This window comes from Rothia aerolata (assembly GCF_014635585.1).
GTDB lineage: Bacteria > Actinomycetota > Actinomycetes > Actinomycetales > Micrococcaceae > Rothia > Rothia aerolata.
In genome coordinates, this window is sequence record NZ_BMDC01000003.1 from 282,688 (window position 1) to 308,228 (window position 25,541).

General features: G+C 60.0%; 21 protein-coding genes and 1 tRNA gene. 10 read left to right on the top strand and 12 right to left on the bottom strand.

What is annotated here, in order from left to right; genetic code table 11:
* The first annotated feature begins 16 nt into the window (after positions 1-16).
* Together IEV00_RS09230 and IEV00_RS09235 are read left to right on the top strand one after the other, a co-directional pair.
* On the top strand, positions 17-400 hold the full coding sequence (locus tag IEV00_RS09230) for a DUF1304 domain-containing protein (RefSeq protein WP_188360068.1): 384 nt from the start codon (positions 17-19) through the stop codon (positions 398-400).
* 33 nt (positions 401-433) lie between these two features.
* Positions 434-1,447: an NADP-dependent oxidoreductase gene (locus IEV00_RS09235; protein WP_188360069.1), complete on the top strand. Its 1,014-nt coding sequence runs from the start codon at positions 434-436 to the stop codon at positions 1,445-1,447.
* Here the strand turns inward: IEV00_RS09235 and IEV00_RS09240 are convergent.
* The 3 genes from IEV00_RS09240 to IEV00_RS09250 all read right to left on the bottom strand — a co-directional run bounded on the left by IEV00_RS09240 (position 1,444) and on the right by IEV00_RS09250 (position 3,975).
* Complete coding sequence (locus IEV00_RS09240) at positions 1,444-1,947, bottom strand: SRPBCC family protein (RefSeq protein WP_188360070.1); 504 nt, start codon at positions 1,945-1,947, stop codon at positions 1,444-1,446. The genes IEV00_RS09235 and IEV00_RS09240 overlap by 4 nt on opposite strands.
* Entirely contained in the window at positions 1,948-3,432 is a 1,485-nt protein-coding gene (gene tgt, locus IEV00_RS09245) for a tRNA guanosine(34) transglycosylase Tgt (RefSeq protein WP_373868239.1), read from the bottom strand. It lies immediately after the preceding gene.
* A gap of 111 nt (positions 3,433-3,543) precedes the next feature.
* The gene (locus tag IEV00_RS09250; RefSeq protein ID WP_188360071.1) at positions 3,544-3,975 is read right to left on the bottom strand and encodes a MarR family winged helix-turn-helix transcriptional regulator; all 432 of its coding nucleotides are present in this window, start codon (positions 3,973-3,975) and stop codon (positions 3,544-3,546) included.
* A gap of 111 nt (positions 3,976-4,086) precedes the next feature.
* Between IEV00_RS09250 and IEV00_RS09255 the strand changes: the two genes are divergently transcribed.
* A complete protein-coding gene (locus IEV00_RS09255; RefSeq protein ID WP_188360072.1) occupies positions 4,087-4,506 on the top strand; it encodes an organic hydroperoxide resistance protein in 420 nt (139 codons plus the stop codon).
* 124 nt (positions 4,507-4,630) lie between these two features.
* On the opposite strand, the gene IEV00_RS09260 is transcribed toward IEV00_RS09255, so the two are convergent.
* The 4 genes from IEV00_RS09260 to IEV00_RS09275 are packed head-to-tail and all read right to left on the bottom strand — an operon-like array spanning position 4,631 to position 9,446.
* Positions 4,631-6,148, bottom strand: a complete 1,518-nt coding sequence (locus IEV00_RS09260) for a SulP family inorganic anion transporter (protein WP_188360073.1) — start codon at positions 6,146-6,148, stop codon at positions 4,631-4,633.
* Between the two features lie 22 nt (positions 6,149-6,170).
* Positions 6,171-7,418, bottom strand: a complete 1,248-nt coding sequence (locus tag IEV00_RS09265) for a glycoside hydrolase family 76 protein (RefSeq protein WP_188360074.1) — start codon at positions 7,416-7,418, stop codon at positions 6,171-6,173.
* A 57-nt stretch (positions 7,419-7,475) separates the two neighbouring features.
* Positions 7,476-8,555 (bottom strand): pseudouridine synthase, encoded by a 1,080-nt coding sequence (locus IEV00_RS09270; protein WP_188360075.1) that lies wholly within the window; start codon positions 8,553-8,555, stop codon positions 7,476-7,478.
* A 3-nt stretch (positions 8,556-8,558) separates the two neighbouring features.
* A complete protein-coding gene (locus IEV00_RS09275; protein ID WP_188360076.1) occupies positions 8,559-9,446 on the bottom strand; it encodes a DNA-formamidopyrimidine glycosylase family protein in 888 nt (295 codons plus the stop codon).
* A 149-nt stretch (positions 9,447-9,595) separates the two neighbouring features.
* Here IEV00_RS09275 and IEV00_RS09280 point away from each other — a divergent pair, with 149 nt between their 5' ends.
* The gene (locus IEV00_RS09280) at positions 9,596-9,751 is read left to right on the top strand and encodes a hypothetical protein (RefSeq protein ID WP_188360077.1); all 156 of its coding nucleotides are present in this window, start codon (positions 9,596-9,598) and stop codon (positions 9,749-9,751) included.
* Between the two features lie 98 nt (positions 9,752-9,849).
* Here IEV00_RS09280 and IEV00_RS09285 read toward each other — a convergent pair whose 3' ends face one another.
* The gene (locus tag IEV00_RS09285) at positions 9,850-15,054 is read right to left on the bottom strand and encodes a DNA glycosylase AlkZ-like family protein (RefSeq protein WP_188360078.1); all 5,205 of its coding nucleotides are present in this window, start codon (positions 15,052-15,054) and stop codon (positions 9,850-9,852) included.
* A 124-nt stretch (positions 15,055-15,178) separates the two neighbouring features.
* Between IEV00_RS09285 and IEV00_RS09290 the strand changes: the two genes are divergently transcribed.
* Complete coding sequence (locus tag IEV00_RS09290; protein WP_188360079.1) at positions 15,179-15,775, top strand: malonic semialdehyde reductase; 597 nt, start codon at positions 15,179-15,181, stop codon at positions 15,773-15,775.
* 95 nt (positions 15,776-15,870) lie between these two features.
* Here the strand turns inward: IEV00_RS09290 and IEV00_RS09295 are convergent, their stop codons facing one another.
* The 3 genes from IEV00_RS09295 to IEV00_RS09305 form a co-directional block, all read right to left on the bottom strand.
* Positions 15,871-16,671, bottom strand: a complete 801-nt coding sequence (locus IEV00_RS09295) for a DUF4232 domain-containing protein (RefSeq protein WP_188360080.1) — start codon at positions 16,669-16,671, stop codon at positions 15,871-15,873.
* 40 nt (positions 16,672-16,711) lie between these two features.
* A complete protein-coding gene (locus IEV00_RS09300; protein ID WP_188360081.1) occupies positions 16,712-17,032 on the bottom strand; it encodes a 2Fe-2S iron-sulfur cluster-binding protein in 321 nt (106 codons plus the stop codon).
* 995 nt (positions 17,033-18,027) lie between these two features.
* Positions 18,028-18,100: transfer RNA gene (locus tag IEV00_RS09305), tRNA-Arg, on the bottom strand.
* 399 nt (positions 18,101-18,499) lie between these two features.
* Here IEV00_RS09305 and IEV00_RS09310 point away from each other — a divergent pair.
* Together IEV00_RS09310 and IEV00_RS09315 are read left to right on the top strand one after the other, a co-directional pair.
* Entirely contained in the window at positions 18,500-20,377 is a 1,878-nt protein-coding gene (locus IEV00_RS09310; RefSeq protein WP_188360082.1) for a phosphoenolpyruvate carboxykinase (GTP), read from the top strand.
* A 131-nt stretch (positions 20,378-20,508) separates the two neighbouring features.
* Positions 20,509-21,990, top strand: a complete 1,482-nt coding sequence (locus IEV00_RS09315; RefSeq protein ID WP_188360083.1) for a sugar ABC transporter ATP-binding protein — start codon at positions 20,509-20,511, stop codon at positions 21,988-21,990.
* Between the two features lie 95 nt (positions 21,991-22,085).
* On the opposite strand, the gene IEV00_RS09320 is transcribed toward IEV00_RS09315, so the two are convergent.
* Positions 22,086-22,454: a hypothetical protein gene (locus tag IEV00_RS09320; RefSeq protein ID WP_188360084.1), complete on the bottom strand. Its 369-nt coding sequence runs from the start codon at positions 22,452-22,454 to the stop codon at positions 22,086-22,088.
* Between the two features lie 264 nt (positions 22,455-22,718).
* Here IEV00_RS09320 and IEV00_RS09325 point away from each other — a divergent pair, with 264 nt between their 5' ends.
* From IEV00_RS09325 to IEV00_RS09335, 3 genes are all read left to right on the top strand, one after another.
* A complete protein-coding gene (locus IEV00_RS09325; protein ID WP_188360085.1) occupies positions 22,719-23,207 on the top strand; it encodes an RrF2 family transcriptional regulator in 489 nt (162 codons plus the stop codon).
* A 304-nt stretch (positions 23,208-23,511) separates the two neighbouring features.
* Complete coding sequence (locus tag IEV00_RS09330; RefSeq protein WP_188360086.1) at positions 23,512-24,702, top strand: globin domain-containing protein; 1,191 nt, start codon at positions 23,512-23,514, stop codon at positions 24,700-24,702.
* 223 nt (positions 24,703-24,925) lie between these two features.
* Entirely contained in the window at positions 24,926-25,525 is a 600-nt protein-coding gene (locus tag IEV00_RS09335; protein WP_188360087.1) for a DUF1648 domain-containing protein, read from the top strand.
* Positions 25,526-25,541: the final 16 nt, after the last annotated feature.

Sequence of the window (25,541 nt, forward strand, 5' to 3'; positions counted from 1 at the left end):
ATCTGAAAGAGACCCCGTGATTCTCACCGGCCTAATCATCGCCCTGCTCGCAGCAGCCCTGCACGTCTTCATCTTCTACATCGAATCTTTCGCCTGGACCACCAAAGGTATCTCGGTCTTCGGCCTCACCCCCGAAAGTGCTGCCCAGACCAAAGAGATGGCCTATAACCAGGGCTTCTACAACCTCTTCCTCGGTATCATCGCCGCCGTGGGTGCAATCTTCTTTCTGGCTGGCTCCTCCTCCGTGGGCCTTGCCCTCATGATTGCCGGGGTCGGCTCCATGTTCGCAGCCGCCGCTGTGCTCTTTCTTTCTTCACCCGATAAGCGCAGTGCCGCTCTCAAGCAGGGCACCCTGCCCCTGCTGTCCCTCATTTTTCTCGCCCTGGGCGCACTGATCTAAAGCGCCCCGGGAATATCAAGAAAGGAACAACCAATGACCCAAGCTCGAGAAATTCGCCTTGCCTCCCGCCCCGAGGGCTGGCCCACTGCCGAGAACTTTGAGTTCGCCACCGTTGAGCTGCCCAGCCTGAATGACGGCGAGGTGCTGGTCAAGAACGAATTTATTTCGGTAGACCCCTACATGCGCGGCCGCATGAATGACACCAAATCCTACGTAGCCCCCTACGAGATCGGTGGCCGTATCGAGGGCGGTGCTGTGGGCCGCGTGGTTGAGTCCCGCGCAGACTCCCTGCCCGAGGGAACCCTGGTGTTGCACTATCAGGGCTGGGCAGATTACGCCCAGGGCCCTGCCCAGGGCTTCACCGCCCTGGCAGAACTACCCGGCGGCGCGCCGTCCTCCCTCTACCTGGGCATGCTGGGCATGACCGCCATGACCGCCTACACCGGGCTGACCCGCGTGGCCAAGATGAAGGAGGGGGACGTCGTCTTCGTCTCGGGTGCCGCCGGTGCGGTCGGTACCGCCGTGGGCCAGATTGCCCGCCTGCTGGGTGCCTCCCGCGTGATCGGCAGCGCCGGTTCTGAAGCCAAGGTCAATCTGCTGACCGAAAAGTACGGCTATGACGCCGCTATCAACTACAAGCAGGAACCCATTCGCCAGGCCCTGCCCCAGGCAGCCCCCCAGGGTGTAGACGTCTACTTCGACAACGTGGGCGGAGACCACCTCGAAGCTGCCCTGGACGTGATGAACCGCGGCGGCCGCCTGGCTCTGTGCGGTGCAATTTCGGTCTACAACGAAAAGGGCCAGCCCGCCGCCGGCCCCGACAACATGGCCAACCTCATCAAGCAGGGCCTGATGATGCAGGGCTTTACCCTGGGCGACTACGTTCAGGATGTTGCCGGTGAGTTCCGCGAGAAGATGACCGGCTGGTTCGCCGAAGGCAAGATTGCCTACGACGAGACCGTCTACGAGGGCCTTGATTCCACCATTGACGCCTTTATCGACATGATGAAGGGCGCCAACACCGGCAAGATGGTGGTCAAGCTCTAGCCCTGCGGGGTAAGAACCTTCTCCAGGTTGGAGAAAGACTGGTGCCAGGTCTCCCTCGCCTGCTCGTGAACCGATTCAGGCAGGGGGCCCTGCTCCAGCACCAGATTGGTTCCCTGGCCCACGCCAGACTCGGTCACCACGGTGCCGGGGGTAAACCGCAGGCGCCAACCAATCAATTGGTCAGTGGGCTGGCCGGTGGGGCCAGCAATAGACTCGGTAAATTCAATAAGACCGTCGGTAATCGACTCAAACCGCAGGTAGATGGGAGCCTGCACGCCAATACCTGCCTCGTGCTCCATGAGAAGCTGAATCCTGCCGCCGATTCTCGGCTCAAAGGTAAAGTGCTCGTCCATAATGCGCCAGCCCTCTGGCGCATACCACTGTTTAAAGACCTCACCGGCGGTAAAGGCCGCCAGCAGCTCATCGGGACTCACCGCAAAATCCCGCTTGACGGTCAGCAGCTCGGACTTATGAACGGAGTCGAGGGGAAAATCTGCCATTTAGTCTTCTTCCTTCTGATCTGAGGACGACGCCTGCTCAGCTGCGCGCGCCTGTTCGGCCCGGCGGGCCTCGGCTTCTGCCTTGGCCTTCATGTTTGCCTCCCACCGCGCCTGGGCGGCAGCCGCCCGCTCGGCGTCCTTGGCGGCCTTGCGGGCTTTCGCCTCTTCCTGGGCCTTTTGCTGGGCGAGCTTCTTGGCGTAGTACTTACCTAAGAACTCATCGCGGTAGTCAAAATATTCCCCCGAGTCGATTGCCGCGCGGGCGTCGTCCACCATTTTCACAATGAAGCGCTCGTTGTGGATTGACGCCAGGGTGGCGCTCAGGCGCTCGTCGGCCTTGAAGAGGTGGTGCAGGTAAGCGCGGGTGTAGTGGGTGCAGGTGTAGCAGTCGCAGCCCTCAAAGATGGGGGTGAAGTCGGTGCGGAAGCGCGCGTTGGTCAGGTTAAAGCGGCCATCAGGGGTGTAGACGGCGGCGTTGCGGGCCACGCGGGTGGGGGAGACACAGTCGAAGGTGTCCACACCGTTCTCGATGCCGGTGAAAATATCGTCGGGCTCCGAAATGCCCAGCAGGTGGCGGGGCTTGTTCTCGGGCAGCTCCTCGTTGCACCAGCGCACGATGGTACCGAGATTTTCCTTCTCCAGGGCCCCGCCGATGCCGAAGCCGTCAAAGGGCATAGCACCCAAATCACGGCAGGCCTTGCGGCGCAAATCTTCATACTGGGCCCCCTGAATCACGCCGAAGAGGGCCTGGTAGGGCTTGTGCTTTCTCTCCTCGGTCAGGCGCTGGTGTTCGGCGATACAGCGCAGGGCCCACAGTCGTGTGCGTTCCAGGGCTTCCTCCTGGTAGGCCCGAGAGTTATAGAGGGTGGTCAGCTCGTCAAAGGCGAACATCACGTCCGCACCAATCTGGTGCTGCACCTGCATGGAGACCTCGGGGGTAAAGCGGTGCATATCGCCGTTGATGTGGGACTTGAAGTTGACGCCGTCGTCGTCCACGTGCGCCATGCGCTCCTTACCGGCGGCGACGTCGTCATCACCCAGCGGGCGGCCGTCAGCGCCGGTAGCGCCCGCCACCGTTCCCATGTCGATAACCTTCTTGAAGCCGGAGCCCAGGCTCATCACCTGGAAACCGCCCGAATCGGTGAAGGTGGGCCCCTCCCAGTTCATGAACTTTCCCAGACCACCGGCGGCATCGAGCACGTCGGGGCCCGGCTGTAGAAAGAGGTGGTAGGCGTTAGAGAGCAGTGCCTGGGCGCCGAGATCCTTCATGGCCTCGGGGAGCACCGCCTTGACCGTCGCCTTGGTGCCCACCGGGGTAAAGGTGGGCGTGGTGATGTCACCGTGCGGGGTGTGAATCACGCCGGTGCGGCCGTGAAACTGCCCGCCGTTTTGTTCGACCCGCTCCTGGCTGGGGCTGGCGGTCTCGGTGAGGCGGTTTTTGATCTCGAAAGAGAAATTCTCGTTGGGAAAGTCTGTGTTAAGCACGGGCACCAGTCTACTAGGTCAGGGTGGGGCAGGGCCCGTTTGGTTTTGACCGGCAAAAGGCCCCGGTGGGTACCAAGTGGTGGCCACCGGGGCCTTTTGCCGGTCACTCATCTAGCCTGAAAGCTGCTCAGATATCCTGTCCAGCTCCACCTTGAGCTGGTGGAGATCCACCCCCTCGGTGGCGCAGATGGAATAGATCTCTTGGGGAATGGACTGCGCTTTCTCCCGTAGTTTCTTTCCCTCCGGGGTAAGGGTGAGGACGGCGCGGCGTTCGTCCTGCGGGTCTCTCGACTTGGTGAGCAGACCCAGGGAGGTCAGGCGCTTAATCAGCGGGGTCAGCGTGCCCGAGTCGAGGTCGAGCCGGGCTGCCAGCTCTTTCATGCCGACTTCCTCTTTTTCCCAGAGCACCAGCATCACCAGATACTGGGGGTAGGTGAGGTTGAGCTTCTCAAGAAGGTCGTGGTAGGTGCGGGTTACTAGCCGGGAGGCTCGGTAGAGTGAAAAACAGAGTTGGTTTTCAAGGGCAAGCTGGTTGGTGGTCATAGAAATAGCCTACCTGAAAAAGATTGTGCAAAATTTTTTCTCCAAAGTATTGATTGTGCACAATCTAATTGTGTACTGTTGAAAACAACCTATCAAGCATAAGGAGAAATCATGGAAGCTCTTTACACCACCGAAGCACTGGCAACCGGCGCTGGCCGCGACGGCTTTGTACGCACCTCAGACGGTTCTTTTGAAGCTGATCTGGCCATTCCCAAGGAGATGGGCGGCTCCGGCAAGGGCAACAACCCCGAGCAGCTCTTTGCTTCCGGTTACGCAGCGTGTTTCCACTCTGCACTTCAGATGGTAGCTCGCCAGGCAGGTAAGAAGATTGACGGTTCCTCTGTAGGAGCAAAGGTTTCCATCGGCAAGCAGGGCGAAGGCTTTGGGCTGGCCGTGGTTCTTGAGGTTGTTATTCCCGAAATGGACCACGATGAAGCCCAGCAGCTGGCGGATAAGGCCCACGAGGTCTGCCCCTACTCCAACGCAACCCGCGGCAACATTCCCGTAGACGTAATCGTTACTGACGATTAAGGCGGATACAACCCAATAACTCAATAATTAGAACCACCTAGGCCACCAGCGCCGACGGCGCCCGCATCAGAATTAGGGGTCTGATACGGGCGCCGCTCTTTCGTGCAAAACCAGAACTCCGCGGCTATAACCTGCCGGTCAAGCGCCCGTGCAGTTCTCCCGAGACTTCATCGAGCCCTATAACCCGGGCAGTTTTGCCCAGGCGGTGGTATTTAGTAACCACCGAATCTAGGGCTGAGACGGTAGAGGCATCCCACACGTGGGAATCGCTCATGTCGATGATGACCTGCTCGGGGTCCTCCTGGTAGTCAAAGAGCGTGTAAAGATCGTTTGATGAGGCAAAGAAAAGCTGCCCGCTCACCCGATAGGTTGCCACAGCCGGCGAATCCGAAGAAGCGCCGTCCTCAGACAGGGAAACGGTGCGGGCCACCGTCACAAAGCGCGCTACGCGGCGGGCGAAGAGGGCCATCGCCAGCAAAATGCCAGTGCCTACTCCCAGGGCGAGATTATGGGTGGCCACGGTGATGAGTACGGTTGCCAGCATCACGGCCGTCTCTGCCTTGGGCATGGTTTTCAGGGTTGAAGGAGACACTGAATGCCAGTCGAAGGTGGTCAGGGCAACGAAAATCATGATAGCCACCAAGGCTGCCATGGGAATCATCGCCACAATATCGCCCAGAAGGAGCGAGAGCAACAGAATAAAGAAACCGGCAAAGAAGGTGGAGATTCGGGTGCGAGCGCGGGCACCGTTGACGTTAATCATGGTTTGGCCAATCATGGCGCAGCCGCCCATGCCTCCAAAGAAACCGGCCGCCAGATTGGCGATGCCCAAGCCTGCAGATTCACGGGTTTTATTGGAGTGGGTATCGGTGATGTCATCAACCAGCTTGGCAGTCATCAGCGACTCAACTAAGCCAACAAAAGCCATACCCAGGGCATAGGGAAGAATCACCCGCAGGGTTTCGAGCGTGAGGGGTAGCGCTGGGAAAAAGAGGGTCGGTAAGGACGACGGTAGCTCGCCGTAGTCGCCCACGGTAGGTACCTGCGCCCCGGTTAATACTGCAAAGAGCGTGAGGAGAACAATGACCACCAGTGGTGCCGGAACGGCCTTTGATAGCCGAGGTAGTCCAAAGACCAGAAGCACTCCCACCGACACCATGGGATAGACCAGCCAGGGAACCCCAATGAGCTGGGGCAGCTGCGACGAGAAGATAAGAATCGCCAGTGCATTGACGAAGCCGACCATCACCTGGCGGGGAATAAAGCGCATGAGCTTGGCGACTCCCAGGGCAGCAAAAATAATCTGGAGCAGACCTGCCAGTAGAACGGTGGCAACCAGGTAGTCGGTACCGTGGCTTGCCACCAGCGGAGCAATTACCAGGGCAGTGGATCCGGCGGCACCCGAGATCATCGCGGGCCTGCCGCCTGTAATCGCGATGACCATCGCCAAAATAACAGAGGTGAAGAGCCCGGTTTTGGGGTCTACTCCTGCTACCACGGCAAAGGCAAGGGCTTCGGGAATGAGCGCCAGCGAGGTCACCAGACCTGCAAGTATCTCAATCAGAAGAAGGTGGGGAGATTTGAGGGTGAACAGAACAGACTGCCTGCGCAGGGGAGCTAGTGCGTGAGAAGTAGGGACCATATTCCTTAACAGGGTTGAGAAGTTACAGAGTGGCCGCAGCCTCAAGAATCATCCAGGCCTGTAGCTGGGAGGAGAGCTCTACGGGAGCCCCCGGCTTGAGGGTCTCCGAGGAATGCAGGGTGGAAGAGGTCGAGAAGAGCACCGCTGCCTCACCGCGGATTTCGTTGACGTCGATTCCCATCTCGTTCAGGGGCAGGTCGGGGTCAAATTCGCGGCGGCCCTCCCAGAGAATTTCGGCGGTGTTGAGCACCAGCTCGCGGGCGCGCTCGCGCAGGTCGGCCGGAGCCTGGGGAGAGCGTGCCACATAGGCAAGGTAGCGGGCAAGAATGCCGGTGAAGAGCCCGCCGTCACCGCCTGCCTGGGTGCGCAAAACGGTGAGCTTCTCACCAGAACTGGCCACGGTGAATTCGGAGGTAAAGTGCCGGTCGATTCCTTCAAAAAGGGCGGAGAGCCGCTCGGATACATCGCAGCGAAGTTCCCCGCCTGCTTCGACTACCTCAAGCAGGGCGGCCAGCACCGGCCCCTGGTTGTAACTAAAGAGACCGCGCTCCAGTGAGATAGCGCCGTCCTTGACCTTCAGCCCGTCGAGGTAGGCGGATTCCTCACCCGACCACAGCGATGAATCCAGCCAGTTCAGCAGGCCGGCGGCGCGCTGGGGCTGCTGGCCTCGCACGAAAGCCAGGGCGGCGGGAGCGGTGGCGGGGGTATTCTTGAAATCGTGCCGGGCAGACCAGAACATGCCGCCGCCCAAATCATCGGTTGCCCCCTTGGCCAGGGCAGCGAAGAGTGCCCGTCCGGCATCAGAGGCCAGGGAGTCGGGCCGCCCGCGCAGGGTCAGCGAAAGGTCATTGAGGCGGCCGGCTGCCAGGGCAAGCCAGGCCATGTCGTCGTAGAAGGCGTTGGTAAAAACGTTGAAATTACGGGTTTTGATACCCCGCAGAATCTTCTGGGCTGTTTCAAACCACTCATAGGCCCCGGAGGAATTGTGCAGGCGGTGCTCCCGGGCCGCGGCGTCTAGCGCACAGTCGAGAAAATGCGCCTGCCACCAGTAGTGCCAGTCGGCAAAGCGCTTACCCAGCGTGCGGGTTTCGGGAATCTGAACGCTACCCACCAGGGTGCCGGGAATGCCCATGACCTTTTTTCCAAAGAGTCTGATCACCGAGCGCCCGGCCAGTTCGGCGCGCCGGTTGAGCTCCTGGGCGTGCTCGGAGTCGAGACGCTCAACTTCATCGGGGTTCAGGTGGGCTGGGTGGGGGTTGGTGTTCTTCATGGCTCTCCTCGGGGTCTGCTCTCTAGTCTAGCGGGCATAGCCGGTAGGCCAGCAAAATTAGGCGCTGAGCTGGGTTAGCTTCAGCTGCCTCTGGCTTGTAATGGTGGTCGCCTCGCCGGTAACGGGGTGCTCGAAACTGACCGAGCGCGCCAGCAGCTGCAGGGGTAGTAGCGGTTCGTCGGGGTGGTAGCCGAGAACCCGGGGGTAGAGGACGTCGCCGGCGATAGGGGAGCTTAGCGCCCACAGGTGGGCGCGGAGCTGGTGGGTTTTGCCGGTGTGGGGTTCCAGCCTCAGGTGCGCCAGCCTGCCGCGGGGAAAGGAAAGTTCTGGGTTGACGCTTGAGGTCTCGGGGAGGACGCCGCTGGCCAGGCTAAACTCCCGCAGGCAGGTGATCCGGGTGCGGGAATTGGTGGCTAGCCCGGCAGCTTCTGCCGCCTCAGCCGTGAGCTGGGAGACCTGCAAATTCCCGTGCTGCTTGGTGATTCTGCTGGAAAATTCTATAGATTCTCCCTCACCCAGCCTTTCGATAGGAGCCGCTACCGCTTCGTAGACCTTAGAGACAAACCTCTCCTGAAACATAGTTTGAAAGGGCGCCCGAGCCTCGGGAGTTTTGGCAAAGAGAACCACCCCGGCGGTGAGCCGGTCGAGCCGGTGAATCGGAATCAGATCCGGGTTATTTTCCCGCACCCGCAGTTTAGCCAGGGCGGTGTGGAGCACGAAAGAACCGTTGGGGGTGGTGGGCAGAAAGTGGGGTTTGTCAATGGCAAGAACCCAGTCGTCTTCAAAGAGCACCGGCATGTCGAAGGGAACCGGGCGCTCATCGCCAAGCTGACGGTAGTACCAAATCTGCTGACCTGCCAGCGGGGCCCCGGCGGAAACCTGCCGCCCGTCGTCATCCACCACTTCACCGCGCTCGAAGCGGGCGGCGATGGGCGCGCGCTCGTGCGGAAAGAAGCGCGCCACCAGGTAGTCCAGCACCGTCTCGGCGCCAAAGGTCTCGGTGGGCCGGGGCGGCTGGGCGGCGGCAGCCTCTTCTGCCGATTCCCCGGCGCGGGGCAGCAGCAGGCAGACGGGGTCAATCCCCTGGCGTTGCGGCAGGGGCTTGGTCTTGAGGGAACGGGTTACTCTGCGGGGCATACTCTATGTATATAGCACCTGGCAGCCGGGGCAGCGGTAGGAAAGCCGGGCGCGGTCTTCTTCGGTAGCGATTCTGTGGGGAGTCTCACCGAATTTTTCGCTGTCCAAACCCAGGTCGCTGATCTCTTCCCGCACGATGGTTGCTCCGCAGCGGTAGCAGGCGCGGCGGGCCCGCCCGTAGCACCAGAGGGGCTCCGCCACGGTGCGGGTTACCCGCAGCGGGCGCTCCTTATTCGCCTGCAAGAGCAGGTGGGCTGTGTGCACCAGGCGGGGTAGGTCGGGTACAGCCCCTACCGGGGTGCGCGGGTCAACCCCGGTCAAAAACAGCGTTTCAGCCCGATAGATGGTGCCAATGCCCGCCAGGTTCTTCTGATCCAGCAGAGCCGGGCCAATCATGCGCTCGGGGGCTTGAAGCAGGTTGTCCACCGCCAGATTAAGGTTCCAGTCGGGCCCCAGCAAATCCGGGCCAAGGTGCGCTACGGGCTCCAGCTCGCGCTCGCGGGGGAGCAGGTCTAACATGCCCAGCGAAAAGCCCACCGCCGAGACCGGGGTGGAGTCGGGGATTACTTGGCCGGTCGAATCCAGGCGGGCGTTGGCTTCAATGACGGCGCGGGCGGTAAAGGCGGGGCGCTTCCACCGCTGGGGCTGCCCCGAGGAGTCAACCCCGTAGAGGTGCCAGATTCCCTCCATGAGCAGGTGGGAGTGCACGGTGGTCTGCCCGATGCGCAGAAACAGGTGTTTGCCGCGGGCAAAGGCTCCCTCGATTTTCTCTCCGCCCAAATCTATCTCGGCGTAGGCGGGAACCCTAAAGCGGGTACGCCGAACCACCCTGCTACTTAAACCGCGGTGCAGGTTCCGTGCCTGCCGCCACACCGTATCGCCTTCTGGCATCTGTTACCTTTGACTAGCTCTTTTGAAAAAAATGGCAAATTACTTGAAAAAAATACTAAATCTTCTGCTATTATTTTTTTGTCCCCATTATGGTGGCTACATATCCCCCTAAAATGTGGCGCCATATCCCCCAAGGGAAAGAGAAAATTATGGCAGAAATGCTGATGCATATCCTGGCCTTTATTCTAGTTGCGTTCGCAGGCCTAGCAGTTGCTGCTCTGGTGTACCAGCTGCTTCGCTCCGTGCGTGAGTTCCGTGAAGGCTACAGCGGTGTAGACGAGCACAGCTCCCTGCACACTATTTAGGCGTGAAATTCAAGGATATGATTCGCTAACCCCGGGCTTCCCCTAGGCCCGGGGTTAGATTTTTAAACCATCCCTGCCAAGGAGCCGGTTCCTGACCCTTAGAGGGCGCCAATTTCCCGCCGCATCCTCAGCCCCCTGGGCGTTGAGTAGAAACCAGCCCGTATTAGCCCGGAGCGCAGGGCAGCGACCGGGTGCTCTTCTCCGCCCTCCAAAGGAGCAGGGGTTTCCAAAATTCCCAGCCCGTTGACCTTCTCAATCATGATTTTTTCCGCCGCCCCGCGCTGCACCAGCTCAGCCACCAGGGGAGCCGCCGCGGCGGCGTCCTGCGAATCCTCGCTGAAAAGCAGCACCGTGCGGCCGCCGCGCTCCAGGTAGAGAGCGAGCCTGCCGTCCACCAGCACCACCACAGCCCCGGCCTTGCGCCCCGGCCGGTGCTTGCTCGCGGTTTCTCCGAAGGACGCCGCTTCGGGCCAGGGGAGCGCTGCCCCAAAGGGGTTTGCCGGGTCGGTGGCGGCCAGCAAAACCAGGGACTTCCGAACCTTAACTGACCCGGCGGTGTTCTCTTCTTCCCTGTTGAAGTCGCGCAGGCGGTCTACCGTGGTGGCGGTGGAGAACTGGGCGGCTCCCAACTCCTCGATGAAGTAGCCGCGGCGGGCAATTCCCTTTTCTTCGGCGGCAGAGAGTACTCGGTAGACGGCACCAAAGCCGCCGGGGGTGTCTTCTGCCGCAACGGCACCGCGGGTGAGCACCCCGTAGCGGTCGAGCAGAAGTTCGGCGCGGGCGGCGCTGGCCACCGTGGGGTCTAAGTCCTCGGTGATAAGACGAGACCAGCGACCGGAGTCGATGGGGTTGATGCTGACCTGGGCTGAGGCCAGCCGAGCCGCCGAAAGATGGGAGGCCGAAAGGCGGGAGGCTGAAAGTCTCGCTGCCCCGCGCCGTACCGCCGAGCGGGGTGCCGCTGCCGGCTTGGAGAGCTTGTGCGCCGAGTGACCGCCCGCCAGGTGGGAGCGCACTGGGGCGAAGGTATCGTTGGTAACCAACCCTGCCCAGGCGAGTTTCCACAGGGCCCGGGAAACATCGGGGGCACCCGCCTCAAGGCCGGCGGCAGAGAGCCTTTCCCGTACCTGGTTGAAGAAGAGACCCCCTGCGCCCAGGGCCTCAAAAACCGCCCGTTCCAATGGGCCGAGTTCCGCCAAAACCTGCTCGGTATCAGAGGACTCTGGCAGGGTCAGGGCGGCGGCCTCGGTCAGGTGCAGGGTAATCCAACCGTCTCCGGTGAGCTCCCCGGCTCCTGCCCAGAGCACATCTCCCGAGGCAAGAGCCCGGTCGAGCATCTCGGGCCTATAGTCGCTCACCCGCGAGCGCAGCACCAGCGGTTCCAGCGCCGAGGCGGGAATCCGCACACCGGCAATTTGGTCGATAGCGGTGAGCAGGCCGTCGTAGCCGCTGAGCATTGCTGAGTCGTCAACCTTGAAAGCTGTTTTCTTGCCCGAGGCGGGAGCCCCAAAGGTGCCCGGGGCAAAGGTTTCTTCGGTGAGGGTCCAGGATTGCAGGTGCTGCCAGCTGGGCAGAAAGCGCCCAAAAATGTGCTGGGCAACGGGTTCGACATCGGCGCGCAGGGCGGCCAGGGAACGGGCGCGAAGGGTGCGCAGCACCCCGGTATCTACCCACTCTGTGCTGGCGGCCTCAGGGCTGCCGGTGCGCGCTAGCGCTAGCTCCCCGCGCACCTCCTCGGGCAGGAACTCGCCCGAAATCACTCGACGGTCGGTGGCTAAAGCCCGCAGGGTTGTTTCGACGACGGCGGTGCCCAGCCCCAGCGCCGCAGCCGCCTGGGCGGTGGTAAAGGGGGCGTGGGTGCGGGCATAGCGGCCCACCAAATCTTCCAGCGGGGTTTCCACCGGTTCGAGGAAGGCCAGGGGCACGCCCATGGGTAGCGGCACGCCCAGGCCGTCGCGCAGGCGGGCGGCGTCCTCAATCGCGGCAAAGTGGGCCTGCCCCTGCAGGGTGATTTCCAGGGCGCGGCGGCTGGCAACCAGCTCCCGCGCAAAGCCGGCGGCCTCGGCGGTGCTCGCGACGGCGTCGTCCTCGGTAGTCTCAGCCCTGGAAGTCCCTGTAGACTCGGGAGCCCGCAGGCGGGCCGCCAGCTGCTCGGCGGTCAGGGGGCCGAGCAAGCGGAGTAGGTCGGCAACCCCCTCAACCCCCTGATAGCGGTAGCCGGGGGCAGTGTGCTGTAGGCGTGCCTCGGTCTGGCGAATTACGTTGGCATCGAGTAGCTCGCGCAGCTCATCGCGGCCCAGCAGCTCCGAGAGCAGGGCGGGGTCGAGTGAGAGGGCAGCGGCCCGGCGCTCTGCTAGCGGCGAGTCGCCCTCGTAGAGAAACTGCGCCACGTAGCCAAAGAGCAGGGTGCGGGCAAAGGGGGAGGGGGTCTCGGTTTCAATTTCCGAGACCCTGATAGAGCGCGCCTCAATCTTCTTGTGAACCTCGGTCAGGGCAGGCAGATCGTAGACATCCTGCAGGCACTCGCGCACGGTCTCCAGAATAATGGGAAAGTCGGGGAACTTGCGCGCCACATCCAGCAGCTGGGCCGAGCGCTGCCGCTGCTGCCAGAGCGGGGTGCGCCTGCCCGGATCCCGGCGGGGCAGCAGCAGGGCCCGGGCGGCATTTTCCCTAAACCGCGAGGCAAAGAGCGCCGAAGAAGAAACCCGCTCGGTCACAATATCCTCAAGCTCCTGCGGGTCGAAGAAGAAAAGGTCGGCTCCGGGGGGCTCTGCCTCTACGGCGGGAATGCGCAGCACAATGCCGTCGTCCGCCGCCATAGCCGAGGCATTGACCCCGAACATTTCCTCTGCCCGCTGGCCCACCGCCAGCGCCCAGGGGGCGTGCACCGGCATGCCGAAGGGGGAGTGGAGCACCACCCGCCAGTCCCCAATTTCGTCGCGGAAGCGCTCCACCACAAACTGGGTATCCGAGGGCACCACCCCGGTTGTCTCCACCTGCTCGCGCACGTAGGCCTCGGTGTTATCGGCCGCCCAGGTATCCAGGCCAATCGACTCTAAACGCTCACGGGCGGCGGAACCACCCGCCTGAATTTCAGCCGCCAGCTCGCGGGTAAACTGCCCCAGCGCTCGTCCTAAATCAACCGGCCGCCCCGGGCCCTCGCCGTGCCAGAAGGGCAGTTTGCCGGGCACACCGGGGGCGGGGGTCACGCTCACGCGGTCGTGGCTGATGTCTTCGATTCTCCAGGACGACGCCCCCAGGGCAATCACGTCACCGGCGCGGGACTCGTAGACCATTTCTTCGTCGAGCTCACCCACGCGCTTGGGCGCCTTAGAGTCTTCTGAGCCCACGATAAAGACCGGAAAGAGGCCGCGGTCGGGAATGGTTCCGCCGCTGGTTACCGCGATGCGCTGGGCGCCGGGGCGGGGCTCGAGAATGCCCTGGTCCCGATCCCAGATAAGGCGCGGGCGTAGCTCGGCAAACTCGTCTGAGGGGTACTTGCCGGTGAGTAAATCCAGGGTTGCCTCAAAGGCAGACCGGGGGAGGGTAGCAAAGGGTGCGGTGTTGCGCAGCGCCTCGAACCAGGTTTCTACCCCGATGGGGCCCAGGGCTGCGGCTGCCACGGTCTGCTGGGCGAGAATGTCCAGCGGATTGGTGGGAATGGCCAGCGGCTCAATCTCGCCCGCCAGCATCCGCTTGACGGTGACCGTTGCGTTGAGAAGGTCTCCGCGGTGCTTGGGGTAGAGATAACCCCGGGAAACCTCGCCCACCTGGTGGCCCGCTCGGCCCACGCGCTGGAGCCCCGATGCCACCGAGGGCGGCGCCTCGACCTGCACCACTAAATCTACGGCACCCATATCGATGCCCAGCTCCAGCGAGCTGGTAGCCACCACACACCGCAGCTGCCCCGACTTCAGGGCTTCTTCAATGAGGGTGCGTTGGTCTTTAGAGACCGAGCCGTGGTGGGCACGCGCCAAAATTACAGGCCCCTCGGCTTCTCCGCGAGCCAGCTGCCGGTCAGTATAAATCTCGTTCAGGCGGGCGGTAAGCTTCTCCGCCAGGCCGCGGGAATTGGCAAAGACAATGGTGGAGCGGTTGCTTTCCACCAGGTCAACAATGCGCTCTTCCACGTGCGGCCAGATAGACGCCTGAAAGCCGCTGGTCTGCGGGGTCGGCTCAGCGGCAGTCTCCGCCGGAACCAAATCTGCCGGGTCAATCTCCTCGATGTTCAGCGGACCAAGGTTGGGGTTATCAGCCCGCGATTCTCTCTGCTGATCCTCGCGCGGGAAAATACCGATAGCGTCTGCCAGGGTGGTTCCGGCGGGTAGCTGTTCGGGGCTGATCTTCTTCTCAGCCTCGCTCGACTGGGCTTCCAGAAGCGAATCGCCCAGGTTCAGACCGTCATCAAAAGAGTGCTCGCCGGTTTCAAAAGCATTGATTTTTTCTTTCGCCTTGCGGGCCAGCTTATCGAGGTAGGGGCTGGAACCGACCGGGGCCAGGCCCCCGGACGCCGCCCCGGAGCCATCCCCCTCGCCGTAGGTGTTGGGCCCGCCCAGCGCCGTCATATCTGGAACAGGAACCGAAACCTTCAGCTCCCACTCCTTCTGCGAGGGCGGCTGCACAATCTCCACCGGCGCCGTTCCGCCCAGAAAGCGGGTCACGGTTTCCACCGGCTCAACGGTCGCTGAAAGTCCCACCCGCTGGGCGGGGGAGGGCAAAATCTGATCCAGGCGTTCCAGGGTCACCGCCAGGTGGGCACCGCGCTTGGTACCGGCCACCGCGTGTACCTCGTCAATAATCACCGTGTGCACGTTCGCCAGGGTAGACCGCGCCTTGGAGGTCAGCATCAGATACAGAGACTCGGGGGTGGTAATCAGAATATCCGGCGGGTTAGAAATCAGTTGCCGCCGCTCTTTTGCCGGCGTATCGCCGGAGCGAACCCCCACGCTCACCTCGGGCGGGGTAGCACCCAACCGCTTAGCCGTTTGGGCAATACCGATCAGGGGCGCTCGCAGGTTGCGCTCGACGTCCACACCCAGTGCCTTCAGAGGCGAGATATAGAGAACCTTTGTATCTGGCTTAGCGTGCTCCTCATGAATGTGGAGCTGGTCGAGCGCCCAGAGAAAAGCAGCTAGGGTTTTTCCGGAACCGGTAGGGGCAACAATCAGGGCGTGCTTGCCCTCAGCAATGGCAGACCAGGCACCGGCCTGAGCAAGAGTGGGCTCGTGAAAAGCACCGGCAAACCATTCACGGGTGGCGGGGGAGAAATAGCTCAGCACCTTAGAGGTCTCACCGGAGAAAGTCATTCTCCTATCCTATGTGACCTGCGCCGTTGATTACATGAGTGATTCCACAGAGCATAAAACCTGAATTTTCCACCCGCACGCTATAAACTTTCTTTGTAAATAAAATAGGAAAGAAAGGTCGCCCATGACTCAGGCACTCTCAGAAGAAACCCTCAATCAACTTTTCTTTGAACCCCGCACCGTCAATAAGTTCACCGACGAGCCCGTGAGCGAAGAGACCCTGCGTGATATCTGGAACCTCACCAAGATGGGCCCCACCGCCTTTAACTCCCAGCCCCTGCGCGTTACCTTCGTGCAGTCTGATGAGGCCCGTGCCCGCCTCAAGCCCCTGCTCTCCCGCGGTAACCAGGAGAAGACCATGGCGGCACCGGTGGTTGCTGTGATGGCCTACGACACCGCCTGGCACGAACGCTTCCCCGAGTTCAATGCCCGCGCTGCTGAAGCCGGTCTGGACGACATGTACAGCAAGAACGAAGAGCTCAAGCTCTCCACTGGTCTGCAGTCGGCAACCCTGGCCACCGGCTACTTCATTACCGCTGCCCGCGCTATGGGCCTCTCCGTAGGCCCCATGTCTGGCGCTGACTTTGCCGGTATCGACCGCGAATTCTTCCCCGAGGGAAACCGCAAGTCCTTCCTGGTCATCAACCTGGGCTACGGCGTGCAACCCTCCTACGAGCGCAACCCCCGCTTTGAGCTGGAGCAGGCAACCCAGATTATCTAGTAACTTATAGCGCCGATAATGGTGCACTTAAGCGGGAAAAGGGCGGTTTTAACCGCCCTTTTCCCGCTTAAGTGCACCGGTGAGACGAGCTGAGATTAACCCTGCGCCCCCACCTGGCCCACGCTCAACTGGGAGGTGGACATATTGCTACAGGCCTCCGCCGGGAAACTCAGTACGTAGGAGGTGGAAGTGCCCGGAATGGTCACCCGGTAGCCAGACGCCGTTTCGGGCTGGCAGGTAGCAGGGTCAAAGAGGCCCGCACGGGTCTCGCGCAGAATAGCGGTTGAAGACTCGCCGGGGGCAAGAACCTTGCCGGTGCTGGTCCATTCGGCAGCCTGGTTTGCGGTAGCGCCAATCTGGTTGCCCGAGGAATCCACGTAGTTAACACTGGGATAACCACTGACGGTGCAGGGGTTATCACCGGCGTTGGTGAAGGTCAGGTTGATATAGCGCGATCCAGCCGCCCCGCCGCCGTCGGCAACCTCAGCCATCACGTGAATCTGGCCGTAGTCGCAAACCGGGGTGCCCGCGGCAGTTGCTAGGGGCTCGGTGGGCTGGGTGGATGAAGAGTCGCTGGGGGCAGCTTGGGGGGAACTGTTTGATTCTTCAGGGGCGGGTGCAGGATCCACGGTCTCAACGGTGCCCCGGGCGGGAGGCTCGGTTGCCTCAGACTCCGGCCGGTTGCCGGAGTCACCCTCGCCGGGTGCGGTTGAGCCCGGGGTCGAATTATTTGAGGACGACGCCGCGGTGGGTTCTGCCTGCGCTGTTGCCGAAGCTGAGGGAGCAGACGCTGGCGCGGTAGCGGTGGCAGTGGTCGCCTCGAGGGCAGGCGCTGCCTCGTTACCCTGCGGCTGGTCGGCGCAGGCGCTCAAAACAAGACCGGCAAGGCAAAACATAACCGTTGCACCAAGCCGTGAGGAATTCAAAAAGCTCATTTTACATACCGGGTTTCAGGGTAACGGTAGCCCCGTCCATGCCCTCGGTGAATTCGGTCTGGCAGGAGAGGCGGGAGTATTCGTTGGAGATATCATCGACCATATCCAGCAGGTCTTCCTCAGCCTCGGTGCGCTCACCCAGAGACGCAAAGTGCTCGGGGTCGATGTAGGCGTGGCAGGTGGCGCAGGAGGCATTGCCACCGCAGGTTGCCAGCACGGGGAACTGGTTGGCCAGCAGGGCCTCAAGCAGGGTCTGATCTTCGTGCCACTCTGCTGAGCGCTCTTCGCCGTTCTCGTCGATAACATTGATATTGATGCTCACGTCTTTACTCCTTGTGTGATTGCTAGGCCGCCAGCCCCGCTAGGCGAGATTGGCGGTTTTCTCTGCCCCCTATTATTCAGGTTTGTGAGGCCCTACGCATTATTTAAGGCCTAGATGAACCATTTATGTGGTGAACGTAAAAGGTTACGGGTGGCCTTAACCATCGTTCCTTACTTCCTCGAGAGGCCACTTTTATACCGAAAATCTGCGAAAAACGGTCAAAAATTGGCCTCTCGGCACTAAGAGCGCCCCTTTTGTTGGATTAGGGGCAGAAAAGTGTCTCCCACCCTCCCCACAACGAGAAGGCAACCAGCCCCCCATAGGTTAGGCCCAGAGGCTAACTTCACCCCTTACACCACCCAAAAATTCCAGCATCTGTGGCTTGGGGCATGGGAAGGATGGGGTATTTCTGGATTTGTGCTGAAACAAGCTCTCGGTACACGTAGATTCCTGTGGGTAGATCTAAGGTACACACAAAGCCCGGTTGAGAGACCAAAGGTACACCTGTATTCCCTGGGTACACATCTAGATGTGTACCCAGGGAATACAGGTGTACCTACGTCAGCCCAGCAAGAAGAAACGTGTACTTTATCTATCGAGCTTTCCCGAGTGGCCATTTTTATACCGAAAATTGGAGAAAAACAGTCTAAAAATGGCCGCTCAGCGATCATGGCAGCCTGTGCAGATGGTCCTGTTTCATTGAGTCGCCGCTTCAACGACAAATCGCCGGTCACGAACCGGCGAAACGTCGTTGAAGCGGCGATATGTCACCGAAGCGGCGACTCGGTGCACTGACCCGTTCTGGCAAAGTAACCGAGCATTGGTTTGAAAGGAGTCGGCTTCTACACAATGAGTCGCTTAATAAACGGCTTTTTGCTCAGAAGCCGACTCCTGAGCGCGGCGAACACAGATTTGTCTTATACCCCCCTATATCCCGAGCAGGTCATCAGGGTAAGAAAAAAGCCCCTCTTCTTTCGAAGAGAGGTTGTAAGATGTGCGCCCGAAGGGATTCGAACCCCCAACCTTCTGATCCGTAGTCAGATGCTCTATCCGTTGAGCTACAGGCGCATGTTCTGTTTGATCGGAGCCTTGCCCCGTCTCAGCAACAAGTAATACTTTACACGGGTGGGTGCACCATGCCAAATCGAAAAGGCGTGAGGCTGATTACAGTATGCAGGTTAGGTTTACAAAACCTTGAGATTCCGGGGAACCCGGCGTTAAGAACGCGTTAAAAAAGTGATTTTTTCTCTCAGCGGCACAAATTAGTTTTGAAAAAAGCTCTTAGCCGTTACTCTGGTCTTATCACGATGAGGTGAGCAACCCCGAACACTTTTGCGTTGCCTTCTCCCATATACGAGTAGGTGGCGCTTTTTTGTTTCTTGAAGACCAGGAGGCAAACGGTGGCTGGGGTTTTTGTTTCGGCACAACGCGGTGCCGGAATGAGACAACATATAAGGGATTCTTCAGATGACTGACCTTTTGAACGGAACTATATCTTCCACGCTGGCTCCCGAGGTGCGCCAGCAGCTTGAGCAAGCGCCCACCGACTACCGTGAACTGGTGGAGTGGGTCACCGAGATTGCTGAACTGACTGAGCCTGCGGCGATTTACTGGGCAGACGGTTCTCAGGAAGAATACGACCGTCTGGCGGGCGAGCTGGTGGAGGCAGGCACCTTTATCAAGCTCTCGGACCACGAGTTCCCCAACTCCTACGCTGCTTTCTCTGATCCGGATGATGTGGCTCGCGTTGAGGAGCGCACCTTTATCTGTTCAGAAACAGAGGCGGGGGCTGGCCCCACCAACAACTGGCGCGATCCGGTTGAGATGAAGCAGACCATGACCGACCTCTACCGCGGTTGCATGCGCGGGCGCACTCTCTTTGTGATTCCCTTTGTCATGGGATCGCTCGATGCCACCGAGCCCAAGTACGGCGTGGAGATTACCGATTCTGCTTACGTGGTCTGCTCTATGCGCATTATGGCAACCATCGGTTCTGACGTGCTGAAGAAGATGTCTGAGACCGAGGCTTTCTTCGTCAAGGCCCTGCACTCGGTGGGTGCGCCTTTGGAGGAGGGCCAGCAGGACGTCGCGTGGCCGTGTAATCCCGAGAAGTACATTGTGCATTTCCCCGAGACCCGCGAAATTTGGTCTTTCGGCTCCGGCTACGGCGGTAACGCTTTGCTGGGTAAGAAGTGCTACGCCCTGCGCATCGCCTCGGCCCTGGGCCACGATAACGGCTGGATGGCCGAGCACATGCTCATTTTGAAGGTCACCAACCCCGAGGGTAAGTCGAAGTTCTTCTCGGCTGCCTTCCCCTCAGCCTGTGGCAAGACCAACTTCGCCATGATGGAACCGACCATCGACGGCTGGAAGGCCGAGATGGTGGGCGATGACATTGCCTGGATTAGCTTCGATGCCGAGGGCAAGCCCCGGGTGGTCAACCCCGAAGCAGGTATGTTCGGTGTGGCCCCCGGCACCGGCTGGTCAACCAACCCCAATGCTATGCGCGCTATTTCCGGCGGCAACACCATCTTCACCAACGTTGCGCTGACCGACGACGGCTCCGTGTGGTGGGAGGGCAAGACCGACGAGGTTCCCGAGCACCTCATCGACTGGCAGGGCAACGACTGGACTCCCGACTCCGTCCGCCCCGCAGCTCATCCCAACTCTCGTTTCTGCACCCCCATCGAGCAGGTTGAGATGCTGGCCCCCGAGTTCTCTGAGCCCGACGGTGTGCCCCTGTCTGCCATGATTTTCGGCGGCCGTCGCAAGACCACCATTCCGCTGGTGTCTGAGGCCCAGTCCTGGGAGCAGGGCGTCTTCCGCGGCGTCACTCTCTCATCGGAGACCACCGCCGCAGCTAAGGGTGCTGTGGGCGTGGTACGCCGCGACCCCATGGCTATGCTGCCCTTTATCGGCTACAACGCCTCTGACTACTTCCGCCACTGGCTTGATCTGGGCGAGAAGCACGGCGAAGAGAATATGCCCGGTATCTACTACGTCAACTGGTTCCGCCGTACTGAGGACGGCGGCTTCGCCTGGCCAGGTTTCGGTGAGAATTCCCGTGTGGTGAAGTGGATCTTCAACCGTCTTGAAGGAAAGGCAGACGGCCAGGAGACCCTCTTCGGTGTGGTTCCCACCGCTGAGGATCTTGACTTGACCGGCCTGGAAATTTCAGACGAAGAAATCGAGGCTGCCCTGGCGGTCAAGGTTGACGAGTTTGAAACCGAGCTGGCCGGTATTGATGAGTGGCTGGCAAAGTTCGGCGATGACCTTCCGGCTCGTATTCGTGAGCAGCGTGATGACATGGCAGCTCGGATTGAGGCGGCTCGCTCTCACAGCTAGCGGGTGAAACCTCATATATGGCGACAGGGAGCTTGGTTCTCCCTGTCGCCATTTATGTTCTTCAAGATTTGATTGACATATAATAATCAATTGGTTTTGCTCACACTTGCGTTCTAAATAAGGGGAAATACGTGGAACACCTGCTCAGTGTCAAGGGGGTCACGAAGAAGCACGAACATCTGCGTGCGCTCAAAGGTGTAGACCTAGAGGTTGGCCGCGGCGAAGTTCTGGGGCTGCTGGGGGAAAACGGTGCGGGAAAATCTACCCTGCTCTCGATTCTGGGCGGCTGGGACACACCGGATTCTGGCAGCATGGTTTTGGCGGGGGAGGAGTACAACCCCCGCAGTTCCGAAGAAGCCATGGTCTGTGGAGTGGGCTCAATTCGGCAGAAGTTTAAGGTTGATCCTGAACTCACCGTTGCCCAGGCAATTTTTCGCTCGGTAAGCCGCCCGATGACTGAAGAGCAGCAGGTAGAACGGGCTGCACAGCTACTGGCTGAAGCCGGTGTTGATGTTAAGGCTGAGGCTATGATGGGCTCTCTGTTGCGGGCTGAACAGGCGCTGGTTGAAGTGGTGCGCATGGTGGCTGAGGAAACCCAGCTGGTGCTCATCGACGAGGTCGCAGCGACTTTCAACGACTATGAAATTTTCCAGTTTCACGAGGTAACCCGCCGTCTGGTAGCAGAGGGCCGCTCGGTTATCTTTATTACCCACAGACTCGATGAGATTCGTGCGCTGGCGGACCGCGCCGTCATTCTGGACGACGGCAGCATCAACCACGAAATCACCCCCGGCCGTATGACCTCAGCGGAGATCGCCTTCAAGATGTTCCGGCGCGATATCAGCATGGGCAACCGACCCGAGGAATTCAGCAGCGGTAACGAAAAGCTAGAGGTTGCGGGGCTTACCTCGGCCAACGGTTTTCTCAAGAAGGTGAGTTTTAGCGTTGATCGTGGCGAAATTTTTGGCCTGACCGGTCTGCGGCGCTCGGGTATCAACGAGGTTGCCTCCGCCCTGGTTGGCGTGCAGCCTGCCACCTATGAGACTCTTCGGGTCAAGGGGGAGGACGTTACGATCACCAGCCCCGAAGACGCCGTGAAGCACGGCATCGGCTACCTATCGGATAATGACGACGAGCTGGGGCTGGCCAGCGAGCGTTCCATTGCCAAGACCCTTCTGGAATCATTGGGTGTTGACCCGGGCGAGGGTGATTTTCTGCGCGAGGTCTCCGCTTTGCGCGAGGTAGCCGAGCAGGTGCAGCGGCTGCGCATCAAAACCACCAATATCCAGGGGGAGGTGGGCAAGCTCTCCGGCGGTGACCAGCAGAAAGTGGCGCTGGAACGCTGGATTACCTCTGACTGCGAGATTCTGATTCTCAACCACCCCACCCGCGGTATCGATATCAACGCTAAGAGCGAGATTTATAAGATGCTCAAGGAGCTAACCGATAAAGGCACCTCAATTATTATGATTAGCTCTGATATGACCGAACTGATAGAGCTCTGCCACCGTATTGGGGTGATGCGCAACGGTGAGATGGTCTCGATTCAGCGCAATGACGAGGCGAGTGAAGATACCCTGATGATGGCGGCTATCGGTGAGGAAGTGCTCTAGCCTGTATCAGGGGAGTCTCAAACAAGAACCTATATAAGAAGGGGAGCCCGCTCAGCTTTGAGCGGGCTCCCCTTCTTTGTATGCCGGTCTATCTCTTAGAGAGAGATGCGGGAGGCAATGGCGTTGAGCTTGTGGCGGGCCAGTGCTAGGTTAGCGGTGTTGCGATCCAGAACCAGGTAGACGAACAGACCCGAGGTATCAGAGGTGTTCAGAACGTTGACCAGGTGGTACTGGGTGTTGAGGGTAATCATGATGTCTTCGATGTTGCCATCGAGGCCAAGATCAGACATGGTCTTCAGCTTGGCGCGCACCACGTTAGAGTTACCGGCTGCTGCAACGGTCAGGTCGAAACCGGGGTTACCACCGGAAGCCAGAGCCATACCGGAGGAAATATCAACAAGTGCCGCCCCTGAGGCACCTTCGATAGTGAGCAGTTCCTGGATTGAGTTATCGAGAGAAGACATAAAGGAGTCTCCCTTTCATGCTGAGTGAATTAAGTGTGTAGACTGCCCGAGTGGGCGCCCATGCGAACACACTTATAATACTCTGTGGGGCGCGGTTTCTAGCGGTTTTAAGGCGGTGTCGGGCAAGCACTCATGGGTTCAAAAGGGCAGAAATGACCCTTAGACCTAAAGCAAGCTCACATAAGCAACGCTTTCCTTAAAAACTGTCAGATAAGTTTTCGGCGTAAAATATACATAAAGCGAGTCGGAGGGAGGAAATTCATTATGCGACTGACTGCTTTCTCCGATGTTTCTCTGCGCATCATGATGCTTCTAGCCGGTGCTGAGGGAGAAAAACTCTCCACCCAGACCATTGCCAACGGCGTGGGTACCCCCTATAACCACGTGGCGAAATCTGTAGCCTTCTTGGCCAACCACGGTTGGGTGAGTGCCAGCCGGGGCCGTTTTGGCGGTGTCTGCCTGTCTGAGGCGGGTTCGGCGGCAACCGTGGGGCAGGTGCTGCGCGCGACCGAAGGTGATATTCCCATGGTGGAGTGCGAAAGCCACGAGGGCTCCTGCCCGCTGGATCAGAGCTGTAGGCTCAAGGGTGCCCTGGCCAAGGCCCGCGAGGCTTTCTTTGCGGTGCTGGATCCCGTGGTGATTTCAGAACTTCCGAGCCAGCGTCAGATGGGGCCGGTTTTCGTGGAGCTGGGCCTGGGGCCGCTGGCTCAGACCAAGAAGCTGGAGCACGCGCAGAAACTTCCGCAGTCGTAAAAGACTGGGTGGGCTTGTTTGAATGGGCGTAAAGACAGCTCGAGCGCACCTGGCCAACTGGCATCGGGATGAAGCGACACGGGTGCGAGCTTGCGAGCACTCAGGAGTGAGCGGAATCGCGAAGCGTGCGTTTAAGGGAGGTTGGCCAGTGTGCTCGGGCTGGATAGACCATTTCTGAGCAAGTATTGGACAAGTGAGTTTTCCCTCGTGGGGGCACGAGTTGTGCCCACTGTAACTAAATCTGCATTGAATATGCTAGTTTTGTTAGTGGTTTTAGAAACAACCTGTCTCTAAGGAGCACCCTATGCTTTCCGAAAAGTCCCGCCCCATTGTTGAGGCAACCGCTCCCGTCGTCGCCGAGCGCATGCCCTTCATTACTCCTGAGTTCTACAAGCGAATGTTTGCTGCCCGCCCCGACCTCATGGACGGCATGTTCTCTCGATCATCGCAGCTCGAGGGAACCCAGCCCCAGGCTCTGGCAAACTCCATCGTTATTTTCGCAACCTATATTCTGGCCAACCCCGATAAGTACCCCGATGAGGTGCTCTCCCGCGTAGCCCACAAGCACGCTTCCCTGGGTTTGCAGGAAGATGAATACCCCACCGTCTACAAGTACCTCTTCGAGGCAATCGCCGCTGACCTGGGCGATGCTGCCACCGAGGAAGTCGTTGAAGCCTGGACCGAGGTCTACTGGCTCATGGCAGATGCCCTCATCAAGATTGAGAAGGGCCTCTACGCCTCCCAGGCCAACGACGTCATGCACGCTCCCTTCACCCTGGTTGACCGCAAGGAGACCGGTAACGAAACCGTCGTCCTCACCTTTGAGGCGGCCGACGACACCGCTCTGACCGAAGCGAAGGCCGGCCAGTACGTCTCCATTATCACCGAGGCAGAAGACGGCCTGCGCCAGCCCCGCCAGTACACCCTGCTCCCCTCGGGCCCCAAGCAGCGCCGGGTTGCTATCAAGCTCGACCACGAGGGCGAGATGACAAAGCGCCACCACCAGCTGGCCCTGGGCGACGTCGTCGAAATCTCTAACCCCTACGGTGACATTACCCTGGGCGGTTTCGGCGACGACGGTTCCGGCCCCCTCTACCTCTTCTCTGCGGGTATCGGTGTGACCCCCATGGTGGCTTTCCTCTCTGAGCTGGCTGAGCAGGGCTCAACCCGCGAGGTTGTGGTGGTTCATGCTGACCGCTCGGCTGATTCCTGGCCCCTGCGCGAGGAAATGAGCGAGCTGGTAGAGAAGCTACCCAATGCCAAGCTGGTGAGCTTCTTCTCTGCCGGCGGTGGCGACTTCGAGGGCCGGGTGGATGTCTCCAAGCTTAGCGTTCCCTCCAATGCTGCGGCCTACCTCTGCGGCCCCTTAGACTTCATGAAGAACGTGCGGTCTCAGCTGGTGGGCGCGGGTGTGCCCGGCTTCCAGGTACAGTACGAAATCTTCGGCCCCGACCAGTGGATGCTGCGCGATACAGCGCGTGCTGAGAACAAGTAGGTTCAATCCGAGGACGCCGCCGGGGCGGGTTTTCTGCCTCGGTGCGGGTTTTCGGTACACCTGAATTTCTATTTGTAGAAGTTTGGTACACATGGGGAGCGCCAGTACACATCTATTTGTGTACTGGCGCTCTGAATGTGTACCGACCGAAAATACAGGCCCCCCGTGCGAGATAGGGGGGTGCGGTAAACTGGTCAAAACCCTTCTGACACAAGGATGTGCCATGACCGAGAACCACAAACGCTACCTGACCGAAGCCGAGCTTGAAGAAATCAGGCAGAACCGGTCTGCCAACCGCTGGCAAGCCAAGGAGCCCACTAACAGGCAGCAGCGCCCGCAACCTGAGCCAGCGGCGTCCTCCACCCGAATTCTGCTCGCAATCGGCTGGACCATTCTGGTGCTGGGCAGTATCTACGCGATTGCAAGCTGGTTGCGCCTGCCCGAGCAAGTACCGGTGCACTTCGGCCCCAACGGCGAGCCCGATGCCTGGGGCTCAAAATACGAATCAATCATTGGCCTGGCGGTTTTGCTTCCAAGCACTGTGCTCTGCCTGGTTCTAGCGCGGTTCCCCAAAATTCATAACGTGCCCTTTAACTATGAGACCAATGAGCAATGGCAGCGTTTCTACACCCTCAGTGCCAACCTCTGCGCCTGGCTAGGTATTGGAATGGCCCTTTTCATTCCCGAAATCGCCTGGGCAACCGCGCACCCGGCGACCCTGCCCTGGCTCTTCTGGATACCCCTGGCCATCTGCATTCTGCCCCTCTTCTTCTACTTTCCCGCCATGGTAAAACTTCGCAAAAGAAAACTCGCCCGAAAGTAGGCGGGTTACTATCGGA